Genomic DNA, 20,368 nt, shown 5'->3' with positions numbered 1-20,368 from the left:
AAGTGGGGGTCTTCTCGGTTCAGGATGATAAATGGCCATACCCGCCAAGGCGAGAACCATCTCGCCGCGTTCATCGAGCACCGCTGTATACGTCCCGGTGTTCGCTTTTGGCGTTCGCACGATGAAGCTCGTATTGACATATCGGCTCGTCACGTCAATGAGCCACTGTCCATCGTGATCATCGCCAACGGCGCTGACGAGCGAAACAGGTTGAGCAAGCCGCCCTAAGTTTTCCGCCACGTTTCTCGCCACCCCGCCCGCGGTTTGCGTCGCGGTGACGGGATGGGACGTGCCGAGCTGAAACGGCGCAAGCAACCGCGCTTTCCGATCGACATTCGCCCCGCCGATGCAGACGATCGAGGCCGCTTTCCCCATGCCTTTCCCCCTCTCTTCCAATGATCGCAGCCGCGCGATCCCGCCTCTTTCCAAACGGAGAAAACGATTTCAAAAAAGCGGACAGCTGCACGCTTCGAAGCCTCACCACCCATTGTACCACATACCGCCTGGCAAGAACGGCATAAAGAAGGCACCCCGTCAAAACGACGGGATGCCAACTTTCGGACACTTAGTTTTTGTACGCGCAATACGGACGCAGTTTGACGCCGATCAGGCTGCCGAGGAAAGCAAAGACAAACCACGCCCAGCCGTGGGCGCTGAATGACGCAATGCCGCCGAAATACGCGCCGATATTGCAGCCGAACGCCAGCCGGGCGCCGTATCCCATCATCAGGCCGCCGATCAGCGCACCGATCGTCATGCGCGTCGGACGCTTCCACTGAATCGGTTTTGTATAGCGGCCCGCAAGCGCTGCCGCCAATAAGGCGCCGACCATCAAGCTGATGTCCATCACGGTCGTTGTATCGTAGTAGAGTGGATTCGCGAGCGCCTGCCGTTTCGCTTCATCTTGCCAGTACGCCCAAGCAGTCGGATCGACGCCAAACAGCTGCACGAACTTCGCCCCCCAAAGGGCGAAGGCGGACGTAATGCCCCACGGCTTACCGCTAATCATCAGCACAAGCGCGTTCGTTACAGCCAAGAGCAACGCCCCGACCAGAAGCGACCATGGCCCTTTGTAAATCGCTTTCCAGCCATGACGGTTCTCAAGCGATGTAGCAACGAGTTGGCCATAGCGCCGTTTTTCCGCCACGGTCACCACATAGTAGACCGCTGCCAACAAAACCAACTGAAGCAAAAACCCTCCCAAGGCGCCGAACTCGCCAATGAACGAGAACGGCTTCCATTGCGGCATCTTCGCCCACACGTCAAAGTGGGTCGTCGCAATGACTGAGCCAGCGATGAACCCGATGAGCGTCACGATGCCGTTCGCATCGCCTCCGCCGATATGGTACAACGTCCCGGACGCGCAGCCGTCGCCAAGCTGCATGCCGATGCCAAACAGGAAGGCGCCGACGATGACTGATACCCCCACGCCAAATACATACCCTGACACCGGGTGCCCGAGCGCCGAACCTTTCACGAGCAACGGCAAAAACAACGCGCTGGCCACAGCCATCATGATCATCTGTGCCCGAATGCCTTCCCCTTGGCGGTACAAAATGAATTTCCGCCAGGCCGAAGTAAAACCGAAATGGGCCTGATAAAGCACAAAACCGCCGAACGCTCCCAACAAATATAACAGCGCTTGTTGCCAGGACACACGGCTGTATAAGAACAATGCTCCACCGATTAACACGAAGCAGGAGACTGCAATGATCCATGCCGTCGGATTTTTCGGGGCGTTCGCCGCCTGTTTCGCGCGAACGTCTTGTTGCGCAGTCATTTCCATGGTGCATATCCCCCTTTTCTTTCCCCATTGTTAATATACTCTATAATAATATAAAACAGATTGATTTTCTATGATTTAGATATAAAAATTTCACGTATGAACTTATGGTATAATGTAGAGGATCACATTTCGAGAAAGGAGATTCACATGTGGAACGAATTTAAAAAATTCGCCATCCGCGGCAATGTCATCGATTTAGCCGTTGGGGTGATCATCGGCGGGGCGTTTGGCAAAATCGTTTCCTCGCTCGTCAATGACATCATCATGCCGCTTGTCGGGCTGATTCTAGGCGGCATCAATTTCAGCGATTTGTCTTGGAAAGTCGGCAAAGCGGAAGTGAAATATGGGGCGTTTATCCAAACAGTCGTCGATTTTTTGATCATCGCGTTTTCGATTTTCCTGTTTGTGAAATTGATCAACACGCTGTATGAACGGGTGAAAAAGCAGGAAGAGGTGAAGGAAACCGCACCGACGCTGACGAAAGAGGAGGAGCTATTGACAGAAATTCGCGATTTGTTAAAGCAGCAACGGGAAACGACGTGAAAGCCTGTCTGGAAGATGGACAGGCTTTCATGGCGCTGAAACTTCTCAGTCGGGTTGATGGAATGGCGGCGAACCTGAAAATCGCAGCCGCCCCATCGATGTCCGTTTTCATCGAAGCGCCGCACTCCCGTCAAAGCAGCCAATATGCAAGCGGCGCGGTGAGGATGAGCGTTAAGACGGTGCGTTCAAACCAAATGACAAGAAGCCGCGGCAAGCTGAGCGGGATTTCCGTAGACAAAATGCATGGAATGACAGCGGAAAAGAATAGGATCGCTGATACGGATACAACAGCAATAATGAATTTCGTGACAAGCGGTGCTTCGGTGACAAGCAAGGCCGGCAAAAACATTTCTGCGATTTCGATGGCCGAAGCTTTCGCGGCCAACAGCGGTTCAGGGATTTGCAACAGAAGGGTGAATGGATAGAACAGGTAACCCAACCAGTCAAACACCGGCGTATATTCAGCGAGCAACAGCCCGATCAGTCCGACTGACATAATGGACGGCAAAATGCCCATCGTCATGATGAAGCCATCTCGCAAGTTCTCCCATATGTTTGTCCCAATCCCTTTTGACTGCTCTACCGCCCTCATCGCTTCAGCCCAAGCTTGTTTCATATAGTTGCCCGTTACTTTTTGCTCGGGATCCCCCTTGCCGTCGTAGTATTCATCGCTCATGCGGCTCAGCGGCCAAAGCCGGGCGGTCAGCGCTGTAACGGCAAACGTCACGAGAAAGGTCACCCAAAAATACGTATTCCAGATTGGCATGAGCCCCAATGTTTTCGCCACAACGACCATAAATGTCACGGATACAGTGGAAAAGCCGGTGGCGATGATCGCCGCTTCTTTCACGGTATATTTGCCTTCTTTGAACACTTTATTAGTGATCAATAACCCAATGGAGTAGCTGCCGACAAAGGAAGCGACGGCGTCAATCGCCGAGCGGCCCGGCGTTTTCCAAATCGGCCGCATGACGGGTTGCATCCACACACCGACAAATTCAAGCAGCCCGTAACCAACAAGAAGAGCGAGAAAAATCGAGCCAATCGGCACAAGAAGTCCGACGGAAATGACGAGCTTGTCATATAAGAACGGTCCCATATTCGGCTGAAACAACCATGACGGACCGATGCGAAACACCAACATGACCGCCGTAATCAGCCCAACAACTTTCAGCAGCGAAAAAACGACTGTTACGGCATCTTTGTGCCACGTTTTTTTATAAAATGGATAAATTGCACCGAGAGCGATCACGATCAGAGCATAATAAGGAACAAGTGCTGAAAACTGGGTGCGGATCCATGTCACAATATGATCGAGCAAAATCGACGATGTGCCGCCAATTGACACCGGAACGAAAAATACGAAAATGCCGATGGCACTAAAGACGAAAAACTTCCATGCCCCGCTGGCCGGCGTTGGTGTCGGCACGGATGGCGCCATGTTTGTATCCGTTTTCATTCTCCTCCACCCCCATTTGTTCTTCTACAGGCTAAAGACGACAGCACGGCCGGAAGCATAACCGCTCCCGGTCGCTAAACACCTCGACGGAAGACCATTCCCCCTTCAGATGTACACCTTGCCGTCGTTCACCACCACCTTTCCACCTTTGATCACCGTCTCCGCATGGTTGACGCCGTAATGGTACATGATCTGCACATAATTCGGAACGTTGAAAATGACCAAATCCGCCTTCTTCCCCGGCTCGAGGCTGCCGACGAGATGCCCGCGGCCGATGGCGTGGGCGGCATTGATCGTGGCGGCGGCCATCGCTTCAGCGGGAGTCATGCCCATATGCAGGCAGGCTAGGCTCATGACAAGCGGCAGCGAGACGGTCGGCGACGAACCAGGGTTGCAGTCGGTCGCCAAAGCGACGGGAACGCCGGCGTCGATCAAACGGCGGGCATCGGCGGCTTGGGTCATGAGGAAAAACGCCGTGCCTGGCAAGAGAACGCCGATGACGCCGCGATCGGCCATGCGGCGGATTCCTTCGTCTGACGCGCGAAGCAGGTGGTCGGNGGAGATGGCGCCGACTTCGGCGGCCAGTTCCGCCCCGCCGTACGGTTCGATTTCATCAGCGTGAATTTTCGGCGTCAAGCCGTGCGCTTTCCCTGCTTCCAAAATGAGGCGGGCTTGTTCAGGCGTAAACACGCCGCGCTCGCAAAAGACATCGTTGAACTCGGCCAACCCAAGGCGGGCCGCTTCGGGAATCATCTCGTCGATGACAAGGCGGACGTATTCATCCGGATCGTGCTTCCACTCCGGCGGAACGGCGTGGGCGCCAAGAAACGTGGAGACGACATCGACCGGGTGGGTGTCGTGAAGCCGCTTGGCAATTTCCAGCTGCTTGATTTCATGCTCAAGGCTTAAGCCGTAGCCGCTTTTCGCCTCGACGGTCGTGACCCCATGAAGCAAAAACTGATCGAGCCGCCGCTTGCTTTCTTCATACAACATCTCTTCCGACGCCTCGCGCGTCGCTTTTGTCGTGGCATGAATGCCGCCGCCTGCGTTCATGATTTCCATGTACGTCGCTCCATGAAGGCGCATCGTCCATTCGTGTTCGCGGCTGCCGGCGTAAACGAGATGAGTATGAGGATCGACAAGCCCAGGCGTCACCGTTTTGCCCTTAGCGTCAATGACTTCCGCTTCGGCGAGCCGATCGGCAAATTGGCGGGCCAGTTCATCGTCCGCACCAACCGCCACGATCGTGCCGTTTTCGATCCAGACGCTGCCGTTTTCGATGATGCCTAGATCGCTCATCTTCTCCTTGACAAGCGGAGCCGCGGAGCTTCCCGCCAGCGTGACGAGCTGGCGGGCGCGGCGGACAAAAAGCGGGCGCATATGGATCCCCCTTTCTACTTGAGCATCGGCATATCGATGCCTTTTTCTTTCGCTGTCCGAATGGCGAGCTCATACCCAGCGTCGGCGTGGCGGACCACACCAAGCCCCGGGTCGGTCGTCAACACGCGCTCCAGCCGTTTTTCCGCCTCTTTTGTGCCGTCGGCGACGATGACCATGCCGGCGTGAATCGAGTAGCCCATGCCGACGCCGCCGCCGTGGTGAACCGACACCCAGCTCGCGCCCCCAACCGCATTCAACAGCGCGTTTAAAATCGGCCAGTCGGCGATGGCGTCGCTTCCGTCTTTCATTCCTTCCGTCTCTCGGTTCGGCGAAGCGACGGAGCCCGAATCCAAATGATCGCGGCCGATGACGATCGGCGCTTTCAGCTCGCCTTTGGCCACCATGTCGTTGATGATTTTGCCAAATTTCGCCCGCTCGCCGTAGCCGAGCCAACAAATGCGCGCCGGCAGCCCTTGGAATTGAATGCGTTTTTGCGCCATGCGAATCCAATGGCAAAGCCGCTCATTGTCGCGAAATTCACGCAAAATGACTTCATCGGTTTTGTAAATATCCTCAGGGTCGCCCGAGAGCGCCACCCAGCGGAACGGCCCTTTTCCTTCGCAAAAGAGCGGGCGGATGTAGGCCGGCACAAAGCCCGGGAAGAAAAAGGCGTCGTCCACCCCTTCGTCTTTTGCCACTTGGCGGATGTTGTTGCCGTAATCAAACGTCACCGCCCCTTGCTTTTGCATCGCCAGCATCGCCCGCACATGCGCGGCGATCGACTGTTTCGCGCGGGCGATGTACTGCTTCGGATCGCGCGCCCTGAGTTCGGCGGACTCATCAAGCGTAAGGCCAGCCGGGATGTAGCCGTTCAACGGATCATGGGCGGACGTTTGATCGGTCAAGACGTCCGGAACAAAGCCCATTTCGACGAGACGCGGCAACACTTCAGCCGCATTGCCGACAAGGCCGATTGACAGCGCTTTTTTCTCTTCCTTCGCTCGTTTCGCCATCGCAAGCGCCGCCTCCAAGCTGTCGGTCATCGTGTCGAGATATTTCGTATCAAGGCGGCGCTGAATGCGGGCCGGATCGATTTCGACAGCGAGGCAGACGCCGCCATTCATCGTCACCGCGAGCGGCTGCGCCCCGCCCATGCCGCCAAGGCCGGCGGTTAGCGTGATCGTCCCGGCCAGCGTGCCGCCAAAGTGCTGGCGCGCCACTTCGGCAAACGTTTCATACGTTCCTTGAACGATTCCTTGGCTGCCGATGTAAATCCAGCTGCCAGCCGTCATTTGTCCGTACATGATCAATCCTTTTTTGTCGAGCTCATGGAAATGATCCCACGTCGCCCATGCGGGCACGAGGTTGGAGTTGGCGATCAGCACGCGCGGGGCGTCCGGATGCGTGCGAAATACCGCCACCGGCTTGCCGGATTGAATGAGCAACGTTTCATCGTTTTCTAAACGAAGAAGGGTGTCCACAATCGCCTCGTAGCATTCCCAGTTGCGCGCCGCCTTGCCGATGCCGCCGTAGACGATCAATTCATCCGGCCGCTCGGCGACATCGGGATGCAAATTGTTGTTCAGCATCCGCAGCGCCGCTTCTTGAATCCATCCTTTCGCCCGCCGCTCAGTTCCCGCGGGCGGGCTGACGGTCCGTTTTTCTGCCATCGTCATCCTCTCCTTTTTCCTCTTTGCTTTTCATTGTAAGGGAGCGAAGAAGGAGAAGATAGGCGCACGTCTTTTAAAAGTGATCACATTTTTTTGAATTTTCTATTTCCTCTCCGTTTTATTTGTTCATTTTTTTCGATATCGATCCATTTCTTTTGAAACATACGCCGCCCCCTCTCGCCCGCGATCCGGCAAGGCTGCGCTTTGCCACAGACAAAACCGCCTACCGCGGCGATGGCGGTTTCGGCCGTTGTTCGTCGCGGTAGGCGGTCGGCGTCTCATTCAGTTCGGCTTTGAAGACGCGCGTCAAATAATGGGCGGTGCGAAACCCGGTTTGTTCGGCGATTTCTTTGATCGACAAGTCCGTCTGCCGAAGCAGCCGCTTCGCTTCCTCAAGCCGCCGATTCGTCAGCCACTGGCGAAACGTCACGCCCCGCTTTTTCGACAACAAATGGCTGAAATACGCGGGACTGCGCCCGGCAGCGGCCGCGACCCGCTCAAGCGTGAGCGACGGATCGCGAAAATGCGCCTCCATATAGCGGAGGCCGCGCTCCACGGCGTCGACGCGCGCATCTTCCTCGGCCTGCTTGGCCTCATGGAACAACCGATATAAAAATAAAATCAATTCTTGAACGATACGATACAAGACGGGATTGTACAAAATGTCTTGAAAGATGCGCATATATTCGCGTTCGGTTCCGCCGCGGTCAAGGCCGTATGTTTTCATAAACCGGCGGATTTGTGCCAAGATGCTTGTCAGCCGCGTCCGCACCATCTCCGGACTCGGAAACGGCGGCGACCAATGGGAAAATTCGCGCTGCAGCCACCGTTTCACCGCTTCGTGGTCGAACCGCTCGAGCATCTCGATCCATTGCCGCTGCTCCTCGGGCGTCAAAAACGGATCGAGCTCACGCCACTGTTCGTATTCCGAAGCGGGAGCGATCACTTGGCGATAGCCAATGAAAAACGTCGTCTCGAGCAACCGGCGCGCCGCTTGGTATTGCGCGCGCGCCGTCCTCCGGCCCTCAGGCGGCATCACGACAACCGCGAGCGGCTCATGATGATCTTCCTCCCAATCGCGCAGCAGCTTCCACGCCTCTTCTTTCCCGTCGCCCGGCAAATCGGGAAGCAGGCAAACCGCCATACGGGTGAGCGGCAATACACGCGCCCGTCCGCGAAACGGGTAATCCATCAAGAAACGGATCACTTCTTGAGACAAAGCGGGCTGTTCCGCCTGCACAAGCCATACATGCGCGGAGGCCGCGGAAGGAAAATCGCAAAACAAGGAGCGGTAATCGTCGTGATGGACGTCCAATCCCGCCGGCAAGCCTGGGCGTCCCGGGGAACGCGACGCCGCCGCCCGCAGCGCCTGCTTCAGCCTGGCGGGCTCAAGCGGCTTGACAAGCAAATCGACGCATTGCCAGTCGATGGCTTGTTTCGCCCGCGCGAACGTCGCCTCGGCCGTTGCGGCAATCACCCGTTGGCAAAACAAGCGGACGTGGGCGGTCGCCTGCGGCCATCGTTCATACGGAATCATGTCGAGTTCGACGTACAACAGCTCCGGCGCCTCCCGCTCCAAGACGGCCATCATCTCCTCCACGGTGGCTGCCGTATACACCCGCTCAATCGGCAAGGAATACGCGGACACGAGCCAGCGGATCGCTTCCCGTTCTTTGTCATCCCGTTCGGCAATGACCAATTTCACGTTCTCACCGCCTTGGCTGCAAGCGTTGAAAATGAAGGAGCGCCTCCATGCAAAAGGCGGCCGCCAACGCCACCGTTTTTCCGCCTTCATCCCAGAGTGGATTGACTTCGCAAAGGTCGACGCTGATCGTTTTCGGATGGGAAACGATTCGGCGGATGAGCGCGCGCGCCAGAGACGGGGCGAGCCCAAACGGCGACGGCGCGCTCACCCCCGGCGCGGCGGCCGCGCTGATGGCGTCCATGCAAAAGGTGAGCATCACCGCATCATGATCGGCGGCAAATTTCTCAATTTGTTCATAGGCAGCCTCGATCGGCCCTGCGGTCAGCTCGTCTTCAAGCATGTACCGGCACCCATACGTCTCGGCGTCCGCAAACAGCGCTGCCGTGTTGCCGAGCCGCTGAATGCCAAGGCAGAAGTAGCTCACTCGATCGTCTTGATCCAATATTTGCCGAAACATCGTCCCGGACGTCGGGCCGTCATCGTACGGGCGCAAATCAAAATGGGCGTCGATGTTGATAATGCCAAGGCGGGCATCCGTCCCAAGCGCTTCCCGAACGCCCAAGTAATGGCCGTACGCCGTCTCATGGCCGCCGCCGATCACGATAGGCGCCATGTTGTGTTGCAGCAGGCGGGCGATGGCTTCGCCAAGTTCCGTCTGGCTTTGTTCGAGCCGTTCCTCAACGCAAACGACATCGCCTGCGTCATAGACAACGACCCCTTCCGGAAGATGCCAAGGCAGCCGGGCGAGCGCGGCTTTGACGGCAGCGGGCGCCTCTTTCGCCCCTTGGCGGCCTTGGTTGCGGCGCACGCCTTCGTCGCACGCAAACCCGATGAATGCCGCCGCTCGTTCCACCGTCTCCAATGGCTTGGACAAATCGAGCAGGCGAATGCGCTGATGAAGACGAAACGCCTGCTCATCGCTCACGCTGTCAATCCGTCCCGTCCAACGGCCGGCGTCTGGCGGTTGATACATGAGACCATCTCCTTTCCATCATCAGCTGCTTGTTTCTTTCGCCACAGCTTTGCCGTTCTCCTCCTCATGCACGCGAAAAGAGGAAATCGCCGCCGTTTGGCGAATAAAAAAACATGATTGACAACAGAAAGGGTGTTCCACATGAAGCCAATGACCAACTTGCACGCTGTCATCGCCGGTCAAAGCGCGCCGCCCCCATGCGACGAAACGCTCGGCGTCCGCCTGACGGAAGCCCGAGACGGCTATGCGAAAGGCGTATGGACAATCAGCGAATCGCTGCTCAACGGCAACGGGGTGATTATGGGCGGGTTCGTCGGGGCGGCGGCGGACATTCTCATGGCGTATGCAGTGACGACCTTGCTTCGCGATGACCAAATGCACGCCTCCATCAACTTGCAGACGACGTTTCACCGCCCAGCGGCGGCTGGAGAAGCCGAAATCGAGGCGCGGGTGGAAAAGTTCGGGAAAACCGTCGCCTATGTAACCGCCATCGTGCGGCAAAACGGCAAAGAGGTGGCGAGCGCCACGTCGTCGGTGCTGATCATGGACAAACCGTGAAGGTGATGGATCTCCAAAAGGCGTTTTTGCGCATGCTCGTTCTCCTTGGATTCGACGAGGCCAAACAGCAGCTGCTGTTGTTGTTTTGAAACGCATGGAAAGCGATGATCAGAGGAATCCGAGAAAACCGGTGAAAAACGATGATGTTCGCCAAATCGGTGGTTTTGTTGAAAAAGGAGAACCAATTTCACAAGGTTTCCCCACTTGAGAAGAGGCGTTGTCGAGTTGCCTTTTTCATGACATCATCAGTCCTCAATGGCGAAACGAGGTGAGGCGCAGCCGTTTTCGACCAGTTGCCAAGCGCCGGAGAAAGCGCTGTCAAAAACAGCCGCTCTCCGGCGCCTTTCGTTGCTTGTTACCCACGGACAAACGTTTTCGGCATTACGACGGCGACGACTTGCCCCGACGGCGACGACTTGCCCGCGGGCGCACAGTTCGCCGTTGGCGAACACTTCGGTGTCCACTTTCCATTTTTTCGGATGAATCTCCGTCACAGTGCCGACGGCGACAAGCGGCACTCCATGCGGCGTCGGCTTGACGAAATCGACGTGAAGCGACGCAGTAACAAAGCGCGGCGGCGTTTCCCCGCTCCCTGGTTCATGGCCGTTTTTCCGATGCAAGGCAAGCGCCGCTGAACCGGTGCCGTGGCAATCAATGAGCGAGGCGATCAGCCCGCCGTACACAAACCCTGGAATCGCCGTATGTTCCGGACGCGGCGTATACACCGTCACCGTTTTGTCGCCCCGCCACCCGGTGCGGAAATGGTGGCCTTGTTCATTCAGACGCCCGCAGCCGTAGCACCAGGCGAATTCATCAGGGTAGTCGTCTTGAATCGCGTGCACGATCATTTCTTCCACGTCATCCTCCCCCTCTCTTTTTCTAGTATACCATTGAATCGAGAAGACGACGACTCCTACATGGACGGTTGTTGTCTAGCGGCAGGCAAGGCCATACGAAGAAAAATGGAACGAAGCGCCAATCGCCAGACGGCAAATTCATAGGCGGCCCAAACAGCTGGCCGCCTAGCGTGACGCCATTTATCGAGCAGGCTCGTAAAACTCGATCCATTCGCCGTCGGGCCCGAGGAAGAACAAATATTTTGCTCCGTTCGGAAGTGTCGTTATTTCTTCCCACACAAGCGGCACACCGAGCGACTGAAGCCGTTCTTTCTCCTGCTCAATGCCTTCCACCGTAAACGCCACATGGTGCACTTTTCCTTCCGTCGGCAAATCCGGATTGTATCCTTCGATCAGCTCGACAATGATCGAGCCGCCAATCCCTAAAAACGCCAATTTCATCGTGCCGTTCGTATGAATCATTTCGTCGAGCAGCTCCAAGCCGACAACATTTTGATAAAACTCTTTCGATGCTTCGATGTCTTTCACTTGAATGCCGACATGTTCAAATTTTTTGACTGCCATTCGTCCCTCTTCCTTTCTATGACTCAGTTAACCATACTGCTTGTAAATACGGCGTCATCTGCATCGGGAAAATCCCTTTTTTCCCAAGCTCTGTCCATATGTAGCGGTCAAGGGCGTACGGTCCGTCCGCCTTCCATTCGTCCGCCTCACTGTTGGTCAACAACAACGAAAAGGCTGTTCCTTGCGCTTCCCCATACAAATGAACGTATCCGTCCCCACGGTCGACATGCACCGCCGCCTTAGGGTCAAACCGGATGAGCTCCGCCTGCACACAGCGCATGACACAAACGGCGAACGCTGCGGCAGGGAGATGAGCGGCCATGCAAGCGCGGAGCGAAACCGCCTCCTCCACTGTTTCTCCTTCACCTCCCATCGACAAAAACCCCCTTCGCCTCGGAATGATGCGAAAGGGGCCATGAGCCGTTCTTATCATCCAAAGCGAAACCGCTTTGCGGGTGTTAGCACCTTGCCTGCGGCAGGTTGCTGTGGGGTCATCAAGCCCGTTCTCTCGCCCACTCTTGATAAGACGTATGCAATTTATCTTCTATCTTATCATACATCATCAAAGGCAACAATCGTCATTGTTCGACTTCCGGTTGCTCGGACGTGACGCCGACATCTTTCCACGTCAGTTTCGAGCCCGGATCGACCGTGAAGTTGGCGACGCGGTTGTTGACGGCATAAATGGCCGAACGATACAACGTCGGGATGACCGGCACTTCTTCGTTCATCAGCTTTTGCCATTCACTGTAAATTTTCCGACGATATTCTTTGTCAAACGCCTGTTCGGAATGGCCTTTTTCCAACAGTTCATCGTTTTTCTCATTCACCCAGCGCGAGTAGTTGAACATGACGTTGCGGCCGTACAATCCGTACGGGTCGACGTCCGTTCCAGTTCCCCAAGCGGCGGCGTAGACATCCACTTTCGGATCGTCTTTTTCGACCATATCGTAGAAGGAGTTGAACTCCGCCAAGCGTCCGTCTACAAGCTGAACATCGAGGCCCACATCTTTCCAGCATTGCATATAAAATTTGGCCAGCGGTTCAGCGATGTCCCCACCGCTCATCGCCAAGAAGTTGATCTTGAATTTTTTGCCGTTTGGATCTTCGCGGAGGCCATCGCCATCCACATCTTTATATCCCGCTTCATCCAGCAATTGTTTCGCTTTTTCCGGATTGTACGTATATCCTTTGATGGAGCTGTCATGATAGCCCGGGAACGACGGCGGAATGAGCGTGTTCGCCGGGAAGCGCAAGCCATGATACAGGCGGTCAGCCACCTCTTGGTTGTTGATGGCATACGCCATCGCTTGGCGCAGTTTTTTGTTTTGGAATTTCGGATTGTCCATTACGTTTTCCTGCTTTTTCGCATCCCAATGGCCGAGTTTAAAGCCGATATAGTTGTACGCCAAATCCACTCTACCGATAAACTGAATGTTTTTCGTCCCTTTCGCGTTCAAATATTGGTCAGTCGGGAACTCAGCGACGTCAATTTCGCCTTTTTTCAGCGCTTGCAGGACGACTTGCGGGCTGACGACTTTCAAAATGACGCCTTCCAAGTTCGGTTTGCCAGCCCAGTAGTCATCATTGCGAACAAACTCTACCGACTCGCCCGGAACGATTTTCTTCACTTTAAACGGACCGAACCCGATCGGGTTTTTCCGGATTTTATCCGATTTCGCCAAGTCTTTGATCGGAATGTCTTTCAAGTAATGCTTCGGCAGCGGATACGCCCAAATGCCGGTCAACACCGACGGATTGGCCTGTTTCCATGTGATCGTCAACGTCTTTTTGTCGATGACTTTAATGCCGGAAATTTTATCCGCTTTGCCGCTGTGATATTCTTCCATCCCGACGATCCCTTGGATGAGCGCATCGCCATAGCGGACGCCGGTGTAATCTTTATGGCCGATGACCAAATACGCATACTCCAAGTCTTCAGCGGTCACCGGCTGGCCGTCATGCCAATTCACATTGTCTTTAATATGGATTGTCATCGTCTTTTTATCATCCGACAACTCATACGTGGCAGCCCCATCATTTGTAATTTCATAGTCACCGTTCGTCCGGAAAAGCGACTCGTCAAAAAATTGCAAAATCTCTGCGTCGGGCGCTCCGGTGTAGAATGCATAGCTGAGCGTCCCTTCAAACGGCGTATCGGACACAAGGCCGTATTTCAACACGCCGCCGTCGATGATTTTCCCGTCGTTTTTCACCGTCATCGGGAATTTGCTGATGTCTTCCTTCTGAGCCGCCGGTTTTTCGTTATTGTTGCCCTTTCCGCTCGTTGTGTCGGATTTGCCCGTGCACCCGGCGAGCACGAGCAAGAGCGCGGCGAGAGCCGCCAGCCATTTTCTCTTCACATTTTCTTCCCCCTTATCCTAGTCGTTGTCTTGCATCAGCCGCACGTTTCAGCGCTTGGCCGATGAAATTTATGCACAGCATCATCACTAAAATAAGCAATGACGCAGGCAACCAAACCCACCATTTGTTTTGCAAAACATCCGGGTTGGTCGCATAGCTGACCAACGTCCCTAAGCTCGGCGTGCTCTCCGGCAGCCCGAAGCCAAGATACGTGAGCCCGGACTCGATGCCGATGTTGCCCGCCAAATTTAACGTCAAATTGACGATAATGATCGAGCTGAGGTTGGGCAAAATTTGAAAAATAATGATTTTCCAATCTGGCGTGCCGAGCGTTTTTGACGCGCTGACATAATCCAGCTCGCGCTCGGCCAGCGTTTTGGCGCGGATCAGCCGGGCTTTGCCCGTCCACAAAAACGCGCTCATGATCAAAATGAACGTCAATACATTATATTTAGGCACAATGGCGACAAAAACAATAACGAGCATCAAAAACGGCAGAACGAGAATGAAATCGATGATGCGCATAATGACATTGTCAATCCAGCCGCCAAAATAGCCGGCCACCAATCCGACAATGAGGCCGATCGCCCCAGTGATGAGCGTAATGGCCAGCCCGATCGTAAACGAATTGCGGGCGCCGATGATGAGCTGGCCAAACACGTCGCGCCCCCCGTAGTCTGTGCCAAGCCAGTGTTCCGCTGACGGCGGAGAATAGATGGAAAGAAAATCCACTTTCACGATTTCCTCTTGATCCAAAAAGAGCGACACGCCATAGACGATCGACAAAAGGATTCCTAAAATGATGAGCGAACCAAGCGCGAGCCGATCCCGAGCCACCTCCCGCCACATGATCGAAAAGGCGGAAGGGCTTTTCTCGATGTTCGCTCCGGCCGGCGTTGGGCCGCTGATTTCCGCTTTCATGTCAGCTGCCTTCCTCCTTCCCTACTCAATCCGGATGCGCGGGTCGACCGCACTCAAAATGATGTCCGACAACAGCGTGCCCACCAGCGTCGCCAGGCCGGAAATCATGACGAGCGCCGTCACGACGCTGTAATCCCGCTGCATAATCGACTGCAAAAACAGCTGGCCAAGCCCCGGATAGCTGTAGATCGACTCCAAAAACACGGAACCGCCGACAAGCCCGGTGATCTCATACCCTAAAAACGCCGCGATCGGCAAAAACGAATTGCGCAAAATATGGCGCCAATAGATGTGCCGCTCCGGCACGCCTTTCGCCCGCGCCGTTTTCACGAAATCTTTCACTTTCGTATCGACGATTTCGCTGCGCAAATATTGAATCGTAACGACCGTGTTGATGAGCGCTCCCGACAACGCCGGAAGCATGAGATGGTTCAATTTGCTTAAATAGTAAGCGAGCGTCCCTTCCTCGACCTGAACGTCCACGCTGCCGCCGGTTGGAAACCAGCCAAGGTGAAAGCCGAAAATAAACAGCATGATCAAAGCAAAAATGAACAGCGGCGTGGCAAACCCGAGATAGCTGTAGCCGACGATCAGCTTATCAGCCCATGTATCTGTCCATCGCCCCGACACGATGCCAAGCGGAATGGCAATCAGGTACGTCAAAATTAAAATCGCCGCCGACAGCAACACCGTATTCCCGATCCGTCCGGCCAGCAGATCAGTGACCGGCTGCTGGTGGGTATAGGAAAGGCCGAGATCCCCTTGCAGCATGTTTTTCACCCAACGGATGTATTGAATATGTACCGGATCATTCAAGCCAAGTTTTTCCCGCATTTCCTCAAGCGTCTGCGGATCCATTTTCGGGTTGGCCGCCAGCTGCCCCGTCAGCGCGTCGCCCGGCATCGCCTTCGCCAGTAAGAAAATGAGGACGCTCAGCAAAAACAATTGCGGAATCATAATGAGGATTCGCCGTAAAATAAATTTCAGCATCTTCCCGTCTTCCCCTCTTTACGGAATGGCCACCGAGTGCGTCGGCGAAATCGGCTTGAGCGGGTGAGCCCGGCCGTTTGCATCAAAATAGCGGGAATACGACTGCTCATATTCTTTTTCCACTTCGCGGCGAAGCGCCTCCTGCCGGCCGCGTTCGCGCGGATCGGCGTTCGGAATGGCGGAGAGCAGCCGTTTCGTATAAATATGTTGAGGATTCGTAAAAATCTCCTCGCTCGTCCCTTCCTCCACGAGCCGGCCGCGGTACATAATGCCGATGCGGTCGCACATATGCCGGATGATCCCTAAATCATGGCTGATGAACAAATACGTCAGCCCGTACTCCTGCTGGATTTCTTTCATGAAATTCAACACTTGCGCCTGCACCGACACATCAAGCGCCGACACCGGCTCATCGGCGATGATGAGCTTCGGATTGAGCGTGAGCGCCCGCGCAATGCCGATGCGTTGGCGCTGTCCGCCGGAAAAAGTGGGCTAAGCGAGGTCCAAAGTCTCGGGCCGGATTAATGGCGTATCCCGTCGTACCGCCGAGCGACAGTCCAATCGCCACGATCAAAAAACCAACGATAAATGGATTGAGCCCATCAGCGAATTTGTTGGCGCCAATGGCCAAGATGGCCAAAACCAACACAAACGTTCCGATGATCTCGCTAAGCAAGTTGGCAGCCGTATTCGGCACTGCCGGACCCGTCGCAAACACGCCAAGCTTGACACCCGGGTCGTCTGTTTCCTTCCAATGCGGCCAATAGTGGAGATAGACGACGGCAGCCCCAACCATAGCGCCAAGTACTTGTGCCAACACATAGCCAGGGACATCTTTCCATGGAAAATCACCGCTTATGGCCAATGCCACTGTCAGCGCTGGATTGAGATGGGCGCCGCTATACCGGCCGACAGCGTATACGGCCACGGCCACCGCCAGCCCCCACCCCATCGTAATGACAATCCAGCCCGAATTGGCCGCATATGATTTCTTTAAATTGACCCCGGCGCACACACCAGCGCCGAAAATGATGAGCAGTGCCGTGCCGATGAATTCCCCTAAAAATGGCGACATTTGTTCTCTTCCCCCTTTTCATTCGTGATTTCCTCTGCTATTTCCTGCTTGGGCGGCCCCTCCGGAGGGTTAGCCGTTGGGTGGAAAAACAAAAACCCACACACTTCCCCGCTAAGCAACGAGGAATATGTGTGGGTCTCCGCTTCTCCACCACAACGTTATTAACTTGCTTTTAGCATATCATCTGTTGAAAACGCTGTCAACCTATTTCTTCGGCAAAATTTGCACGTAATCGAAGTCGAGCGTATCGACCGCGTCTTCGATATGAAGGCGGGTGATGAACCGGTACGACTGGCCGGGGCGCGATGGCGGCAAGGTTTCTGGAATCATGTAGGAAAACGGGATTTCCTTTTTCTCGCTCGGCTTGATCCAAAACGCTCCGGCCGCCGGAATGACGGCGACAATGGCATCCAGCTCCTTGCCGTTTTCGATTGTTTTTTGCACGAGCTCCACATCGAGCCGCTCGATCCTTTGTTCCACCGTTCCGCCGTAAATGTGGACGATCCCTTGAATCATTTCCCCCTGGCGCCATAACGATTTATTTAAGATCAAGTCGACGTGCGCCGACCCGACTCCGACTCTTGACATCATTTTGCGCAATAACACCGTAGTCACCTCTTTGTCTCTCTTGTCATATCATCATACGAAAAAACGAAGCCGCTTGTTTCAACGCGAGCCAAAAAATAAACAGACGATGCTGGCGCGGCACGTCTGCCCCTGGGAGAAACAGGGACGAATGCGGCTTGTTTTGTTACCGCTTACATTCGAGATTACCGCATTCGCCTTCCGCTGTCAATTGGTTATTCGTACACATTTTCGTTTTCGATAATGTAATCGATTCGAATGACCGGGACGTCCTGTTGCTCGACTTCCGCGACAATCAAGCCGACGCGGTCATTATAGATGCAAAACATATCCTGCCCTTTGCGAAACGCCGACTCTCCGTACGAAAGAACCATGTGGTAAATTTTATTGTCGCTGAAATAACGGCGGCTGACCCGGCTCCCTAACCGGACGATCACTTCTTTTCCCGCGATTTTTCCGCGGTACATCCGCTCTCCCCCTTTTTGTCGTTCCTATTCCAATGTATGGGCGTTGTGGCCCGCTCATGACTATTTTCTCCCCCAGCGGCCCGTTTTCCTTTTCAACGCATTGTTTTTCGGGCCGGCAAACAATTTTTTCGGAAATTTCCTTTCTTTTGCTTGACGCGGCCACCCGCGGTAGTGTATAGTAAAGTCATCATATAACAGAATATATTTCAGGCATTCAACATGAAGGTGCATCTTGGATGGCTGTGAAGTATATTTTGTTATTTGATAAAAATCTTGAGGTTAGCCGAACAGGCTAAAGGTATTAGGAGGAATTCAGTATTATGCAACGTGGTAAAGTAAAATGGTTTAACAACGAAAAAGGCTACGGTTTCATCGAAGTGGAAGGCGGTTCCGACGTATTCGTCCACTTCACGGCGATCCAAGGTGAAGGGTTCAAAACGTTAGAAGAAGGCCAAGAAGTTTCGTTTGAAATCGTCCAAGGAAACCGCGGACCGCAAGCAGCGAACGTTGTCAAATTATAAGACTTCGTTGACATAGACGAGAGAACGGGAGCGGAACGAGAGGCACCCTGCTTAAGCAGGAATCGAGTAGGAGAGGGTGACTAACCCTCGTCCTCTCACACCACCGTACGTACCGTTCGGTATACGGCGGTTCCATTAAGTCTGACGCAGAGATTCATATCGTTGATAAAGACTCTTCAGCCCTTGGCTCTCCCAATAGGAGTTGCCAAGGGCTTTATGCAGGATGGGACTGGCGGCCACTCTCCAATATTTCTTCCGAGTGTTTCCCCATTCATATGCTTTCTGCTTGGGCACTCCTAAACTTTGCAGTTTTCGGACTCTGGTTCTCGGAAGTTTCCACTCTTTCCATTGGCACATGCGCAGCCTTCGTCGAATCCATCCATCTAGTTCTTTGAACACACTTGGGGTCTCTGCTAGCGAAAAGTATCCACACCATCCCAGAATGTATTGATTGAGCTGTTCGATTCGTTCGGGCATGGGAATCGGTTTCGATCGGCTCGTCATGGTGCGTATCCTTTGCTTCATGCGCCGAATGCTTTCCTTTGCAATTCGGATTTTTGGCTCCTTACTTGGGGTGAAGCTAAAACCGAGGAATTTTCTCCTCCACGGACGATCCACTGCCGATTTGGTTTCGTTGACTTTCAGCCGGAGTTTCTTTTCGATGAATGCCGTGATCGATTTCATCACCCGTTCCCCGGCCTTCTTCGTCCTTACGTAGATATTGCAGTCATCCGCATACCGTACAAACTTGTGCCCTCGTTTTTCCAATTCTTTGTCCAGCTCATCCAGGAGAATGTTGGACAGGAGTGGACTGAGCGGCCCTCCTTGTGGAGTCCCCTCTTGTGTTTCCATGACCACCCCGTTGATCATGACCCCTGCCTGTAGATACTTCCGTATCAACTTTAGGAGGATTTTGTCTGGAATTCGTTTCGCTAATATCCCCATCAGTTTGTCATGGTTGACTCGATCAAAGAACTTTTCCAAGTCGATATCTACCACCCATGTATATCCTTCCTGAATATACTGCTTCGCCTTTTTCACCGCGTCGTGTCCTCTTCGACCGGGACGAAACCCGTAGCTGTGTTCCGAAAAGGATGGGTCAAAGATCGGCGTGAGCACTTGGGCGATGGCCTGTTGGATGAACCGGTCTGTCACGGTCGGGATTCCTAGTAACCTGACTCCTCCGTTCGGTTTCGGGATTTCGACCCGTCGGACCGGGCAAGGTTCGTAGGTCCCTTCTTCTAAAGCGTGCCGTATCGCGTCCCAATGTTCCACGAGGTGTCTTCGCAGGTCTTTGACGGACATTCCATCGGTTCCATGGGACCCTTTATTCTTTTCCACTTGTTTGAGTGCTCGCAGGAGATTCTCCCGTGACATTACCTGTTTCATCCACATTCCGATTCTTCCTCTCTACGTGAACGGTCCGTTCTATTTGTGCCATCTTCTTCTCCACCCTCTTGAGGTTCCCCATGGACTTCACCATTTCCCCCCTCAAGCAGGCCCTTTCGGGTTATCTGCTTCATCAAAGAAGATGAACGCCTAGTGGCCGTTCTCCTTCATGGTTCGGTCCTTCCCCTTCTATCTAAGCTAGACGGGTACTATGACCTCTGCTGACTTCTGTCCGTTCAGCGTTGGATCGCTCCAACGGTTGCCAAGCGCACTTGGCTTCCCGGACAGACCTCCCCGGGTAAGAGTGCAGTCTTTCCTTCCATCCATCTGCTTCATTTACTCGGTATCACCTTCGGCAGAAAGGGCTTCGTTTTGTCGTGCAAACTCACCCAATGATACCCAGCCTCCTATGAAGTTCGTGTTCCTCAGACCGGAAGTTTGCCGCCCGCTTCCTTCAGATTCTGCGTCGCCGCAGACACCCTTGCGTTAAGCTAACTGCTACTTCTGCCTTCGCAGTTCGGGACTTTCACCCTATAGACTGCACCCATGCCGGGCGCACAC

The 20,368-nt window shown here is 54.4% G+C and carries 18 protein-coding genes, 4 pseudogenes and 1 riboswitch; of the genes and pseudogenes, 3 read left to right on the top strand and 19 right to left on the bottom strand.

The window, feature by feature from the left end; translation table 11 throughout:
• Positions 1-375 (bottom strand): PfkB family carbohydrate kinase (locus tag VU18_RS06030; RefSeq protein ID WP_236687303.1); only part of this gene is annotated, 375 nt, incomplete at its 3' end.
• Between the two features lie 190 nt (positions 376-565).
• Positions 566-1,786 (bottom strand): YeeE/YedE family protein, encoded by a 1,221-nt coding sequence (locus tag VU18_RS06025; protein ID WP_011230868.1) that lies wholly within the window; start codon positions 1,784-1,786, stop codon positions 566-568.
• Between the two features lie 147 nt (positions 1,787-1,933).
• Between VU18_RS06025 and mscL the strand changes: the two genes are divergently transcribed.
• Positions 1,934-2,329, top strand: coding sequence for a large conductance mechanosensitive channel protein MscL (gene mscL, locus VU18_RS06020; protein WP_011230867.1), 396 nt, complete (start codon positions 1,934-1,936; stop codon positions 2,327-2,329).
• A 130-nt stretch (positions 2,330-2,459) separates the two neighbouring features.
• Here mscL and VU18_RS06015 read toward each other — a convergent pair whose 3' ends face one another.
• From VU18_RS06015 to hutG, 6 genes and pseudogenes are all read right to left on the bottom strand, one after another.
• Positions 2,460-3,788, bottom strand: a complete 1,329-nt coding sequence (locus VU18_RS06015; RefSeq protein ID WP_047757766.1) for a YjiH family protein — start codon at positions 3,786-3,788, stop codon at positions 2,460-2,462.
• A gap of 105 nt (positions 3,789-3,893) precedes the next feature.
• A pseudogene (locus VU18_RS19460) lies at positions 3,894-4,345 on the bottom strand (amidohydrolase family protein); the annotation flags it as partial.
• A gap of 1 nt (position 4,346) precedes the next feature.
• Positions 4,347-5,168: imidazolonepropionase (hutI, locus tag VU18_RS19455; protein WP_236687302.1), on the bottom strand; the 822-nt coding region annotated here is incomplete at its 3' end.
• A gap of 14 nt (positions 5,169-5,182) precedes the next feature.
• Positions 5,183-6,838, bottom strand: a complete 1,656-nt coding sequence (hutU, locus tag VU18_RS06005) for a urocanate hydratase (protein ID WP_171698268.1) — start codon at positions 6,836-6,838, stop codon at positions 5,183-5,185.
• Between the two features lie 223 nt (positions 6,839-7,061).
• Positions 7,062-8,543, bottom strand: a complete 1,482-nt coding sequence (locus VU18_RS06000) for a response regulator transcription factor (RefSeq protein WP_047757763.1) — start codon at positions 8,541-8,543, stop codon at positions 7,062-7,064.
• A 4-nt stretch (positions 8,544-8,547) separates the two neighbouring features.
• Positions 8,548-9,516 (bottom strand): formimidoylglutamase, encoded by a 969-nt coding sequence (gene hutG, locus VU18_RS05995; protein ID WP_047757762.1) that lies wholly within the window; start codon positions 9,514-9,516, stop codon positions 8,548-8,550.
• 141 nt (positions 9,517-9,657) lie between these two features.
• Between hutG and VU18_RS05990 the strand changes: the two genes are divergently transcribed.
• Complete coding sequence (locus VU18_RS05990) at positions 9,658-10,074, top strand: PaaI family thioesterase (protein ID WP_014195531.1); 417 nt, start codon at positions 9,658-9,660, stop codon at positions 10,072-10,074.
• Between the two features lie 355 nt (positions 10,075-10,429).
• On the opposite strand, the pseudogene VU18_RS05985 reads toward VU18_RS05990, so the two are convergent.
• The 10 genes and pseudogenes from VU18_RS05985 to VU18_RS05940 all read right to left on the bottom strand — a co-directional run bounded on the left by VU18_RS05985 (position 10,430) and on the right by VU18_RS05940 (position 17,897).
• A pseudogene (locus VU18_RS05985) lies at positions 10,430-10,931 on the bottom strand (PaaI family thioesterase).
• Between the two features lie 180 nt (positions 10,932-11,111).
• Positions 11,112-11,495 (bottom strand): VOC family protein, encoded by a 384-nt coding sequence (locus VU18_RS05980; protein ID WP_014195529.1) that lies wholly within the window; start codon positions 11,493-11,495, stop codon positions 11,112-11,114.
• A gap of 16 nt (positions 11,496-11,511) precedes the next feature.
• Positions 11,512-11,868, bottom strand: coding sequence for a hypothetical protein (locus VU18_RS05975; protein WP_014195528.1), 357 nt, complete (start codon positions 11,866-11,868; stop codon positions 11,512-11,514).
• Positions 11,869-11,918: 50 nt separating this feature from the next.
• Positions 11,919-12,023, bottom strand: a riboswitch (SAM riboswitch).
• A 50-nt stretch (positions 12,024-12,073) separates the two neighbouring features.
• On the bottom strand, positions 12,074-13,858 hold the full coding sequence (opp4A, locus tag VU18_RS05970; protein ID WP_014195527.1) for an oligopeptide ABC transporter substrate-binding protein: 1,785 nt from the start codon (positions 13,856-13,858) through the stop codon (positions 12,074-12,076).
• A gap of 13 nt (positions 13,859-13,871) precedes the next feature.
• Positions 13,872-14,780, bottom strand: a complete 909-nt coding sequence (locus tag VU18_RS05965) for an ABC transporter permease (RefSeq protein WP_047757761.1) — start codon at positions 14,778-14,780, stop codon at positions 13,872-13,874.
• A 21-nt stretch (positions 14,781-14,801) separates the two neighbouring features.
• Positions 14,802-15,770 carry an oligopeptide ABC transporter permease gene (opp4B, locus tag VU18_RS05960; RefSeq protein ID WP_014195525.1) on the bottom strand — a complete coding sequence of 323 codons (969 nt, stop codon included), beginning with the start codon at positions 15,768-15,770 and terminating at the stop codon, positions 14,802-14,804.
• 18 nt (positions 15,771-15,788) lie between these two features.
• A pseudogene (locus tag VU18_RS05955) lies at positions 15,789-16,256 on the bottom strand (ATP-binding cassette domain-containing protein); the annotation flags it as partial.
• Positions 16,252-16,845: pseudogene (locus VU18_RS05950) on the bottom strand (MIP/aquaporin family protein); the annotation flags it as partial. The pseudogenes VU18_RS05955 and VU18_RS05950, both read right to left, overlap by 5 nt.
• Positions 16,846-17,049: 204 nt before the next feature.
• Entirely contained in the window at positions 17,050-17,451 is a 402-nt protein-coding gene (locus VU18_RS05945) for a sporulation protein (protein WP_021321293.1), read from the bottom strand.
• A gap of 194 nt (positions 17,452-17,645) precedes the next feature.
• A complete protein-coding gene (locus VU18_RS05940) occupies positions 17,646-17,897 on the bottom strand; it encodes a hypothetical protein (RefSeq protein WP_014195521.1) in 252 nt (83 codons plus the stop codon).
• Positions 17,898-18,217: 320 nt separating this feature from the next.
• On the opposite strand from VU18_RS05940, the gene cspD reads away from it, so the two are divergent.
• Positions 18,218-18,418, top strand: coding sequence for a cold-shock protein CspD (gene cspD, locus VU18_RS05935; protein WP_003251474.1), 201 nt, complete (start codon positions 18,218-18,220; stop codon positions 18,416-18,418).
• Between the two features lie 135 nt (positions 18,419-18,553).
• Here the strand turns inward: cspD and ltrA are convergent, their stop codons facing one another.
• Positions 18,554-19,813, bottom strand: a complete 1,260-nt coding sequence (gene ltrA / locus VU18_RS05930; protein ID WP_011230853.1) for a group II intron reverse transcriptase/maturase — start codon at positions 19,811-19,813, stop codon at positions 18,554-18,556.
• Positions 19,814-20,368: the final 555 nt, after the last annotated feature.

The sequence above is a fragment of the Geobacillus sp. ZGt-1 genome, from assembly GCF_001026865.1.
Taxonomy (GTDB): domain Bacteria; phylum Bacillota; class Bacilli; order Bacillales; family Anoxybacillaceae; genus Geobacillus; species Geobacillus thermoleovorans.
This window is presented reverse-complemented; position numbering and strand designations above follow the sequence as displayed.

Excerpts from the sequence above, each read along its gene's own strand:
- hutU (WP_171698268.1), bottom strand. The coding sequence starts at position 6,838 with ATGGCAGAAAAACGGACCGTCAGCCCGCCCGCGGGAACTGAGCGGCGG.
- cspD (WP_003251474.1), top strand. The coding sequence starts at position 18,218 with ATGCAACGTGGTAAAGTAAAATGGTTTAACAACGAAAAAGGCTACGGT.
- mscL (WP_011230867.1), top strand. The coding sequence starts at position 1,934 with ATGTGGAACGAATTTAAAAAATTCGCCATCCGCGGCAATGTCATCGAT.
- VU18_RS05990 (WP_014195531.1), top strand. The coding sequence starts at position 9,658 with ATGAAGCCAATGACCAACTTGCACGCTGTCATCGCCGGTCAAAGCGCG.
- opp4B (WP_014195525.1), bottom strand. The coding sequence starts at position 15,770 with ATGCTGAAATTTATTTTACGGCGAATCCTCATTATGATTCCGCAATTG.
- VU18_RS05980 (WP_014195529.1), bottom strand. The coding sequence starts at position 11,495 with ATGGCAGTCAAAAAATTTGAACATGTCGGCATTCAAGTGAAAGACATC.
- VU18_RS05940 (WP_014195521.1), bottom strand. The coding sequence starts at position 17,897 with ATGTACCGCGGAAAAATCGCGGGAAAAGAAGTGATCGTCCGGTTAGGG.
- VU18_RS05975 (WP_014195528.1), bottom strand. The coding sequence starts at position 11,868 with ATGGGAGGTGAAGGAGAAACAGTGGAGGAGGCGGTTTCGCTCCGCGCT.
- ltrA (WP_011230853.1), bottom strand. The coding sequence starts at position 19,813 with ATGTGGATGAAACAGGTAATGTCACGGGAGAATCTCCTGCGAGCACTC.
- VU18_RS06025 (WP_011230868.1), bottom strand. The coding sequence starts at position 1,786 with ATGGAAATGACTGCGCAACAAGACGTTCGCGCGAAACAGGCGGCGAAC.
- VU18_RS06015 (WP_047757766.1), bottom strand. The coding sequence starts at position 3,788 with ATGAAAACGGATACAAACATGGCGCCATCCGTGCCGACACCAACGCCG.
- hutG (WP_047757762.1), bottom strand. The coding sequence starts at position 9,516 with ATGTATCAACCGCCAGACGCCGGCCGTTGGACGGGACGGATTGACAGC.
- VU18_RS05965 (WP_047757761.1), bottom strand. The coding sequence starts at position 14,780 with ATGAAAGCGGAAATCAGCGGCCCAACGCCGGCCGGAGCGAACATCGAG.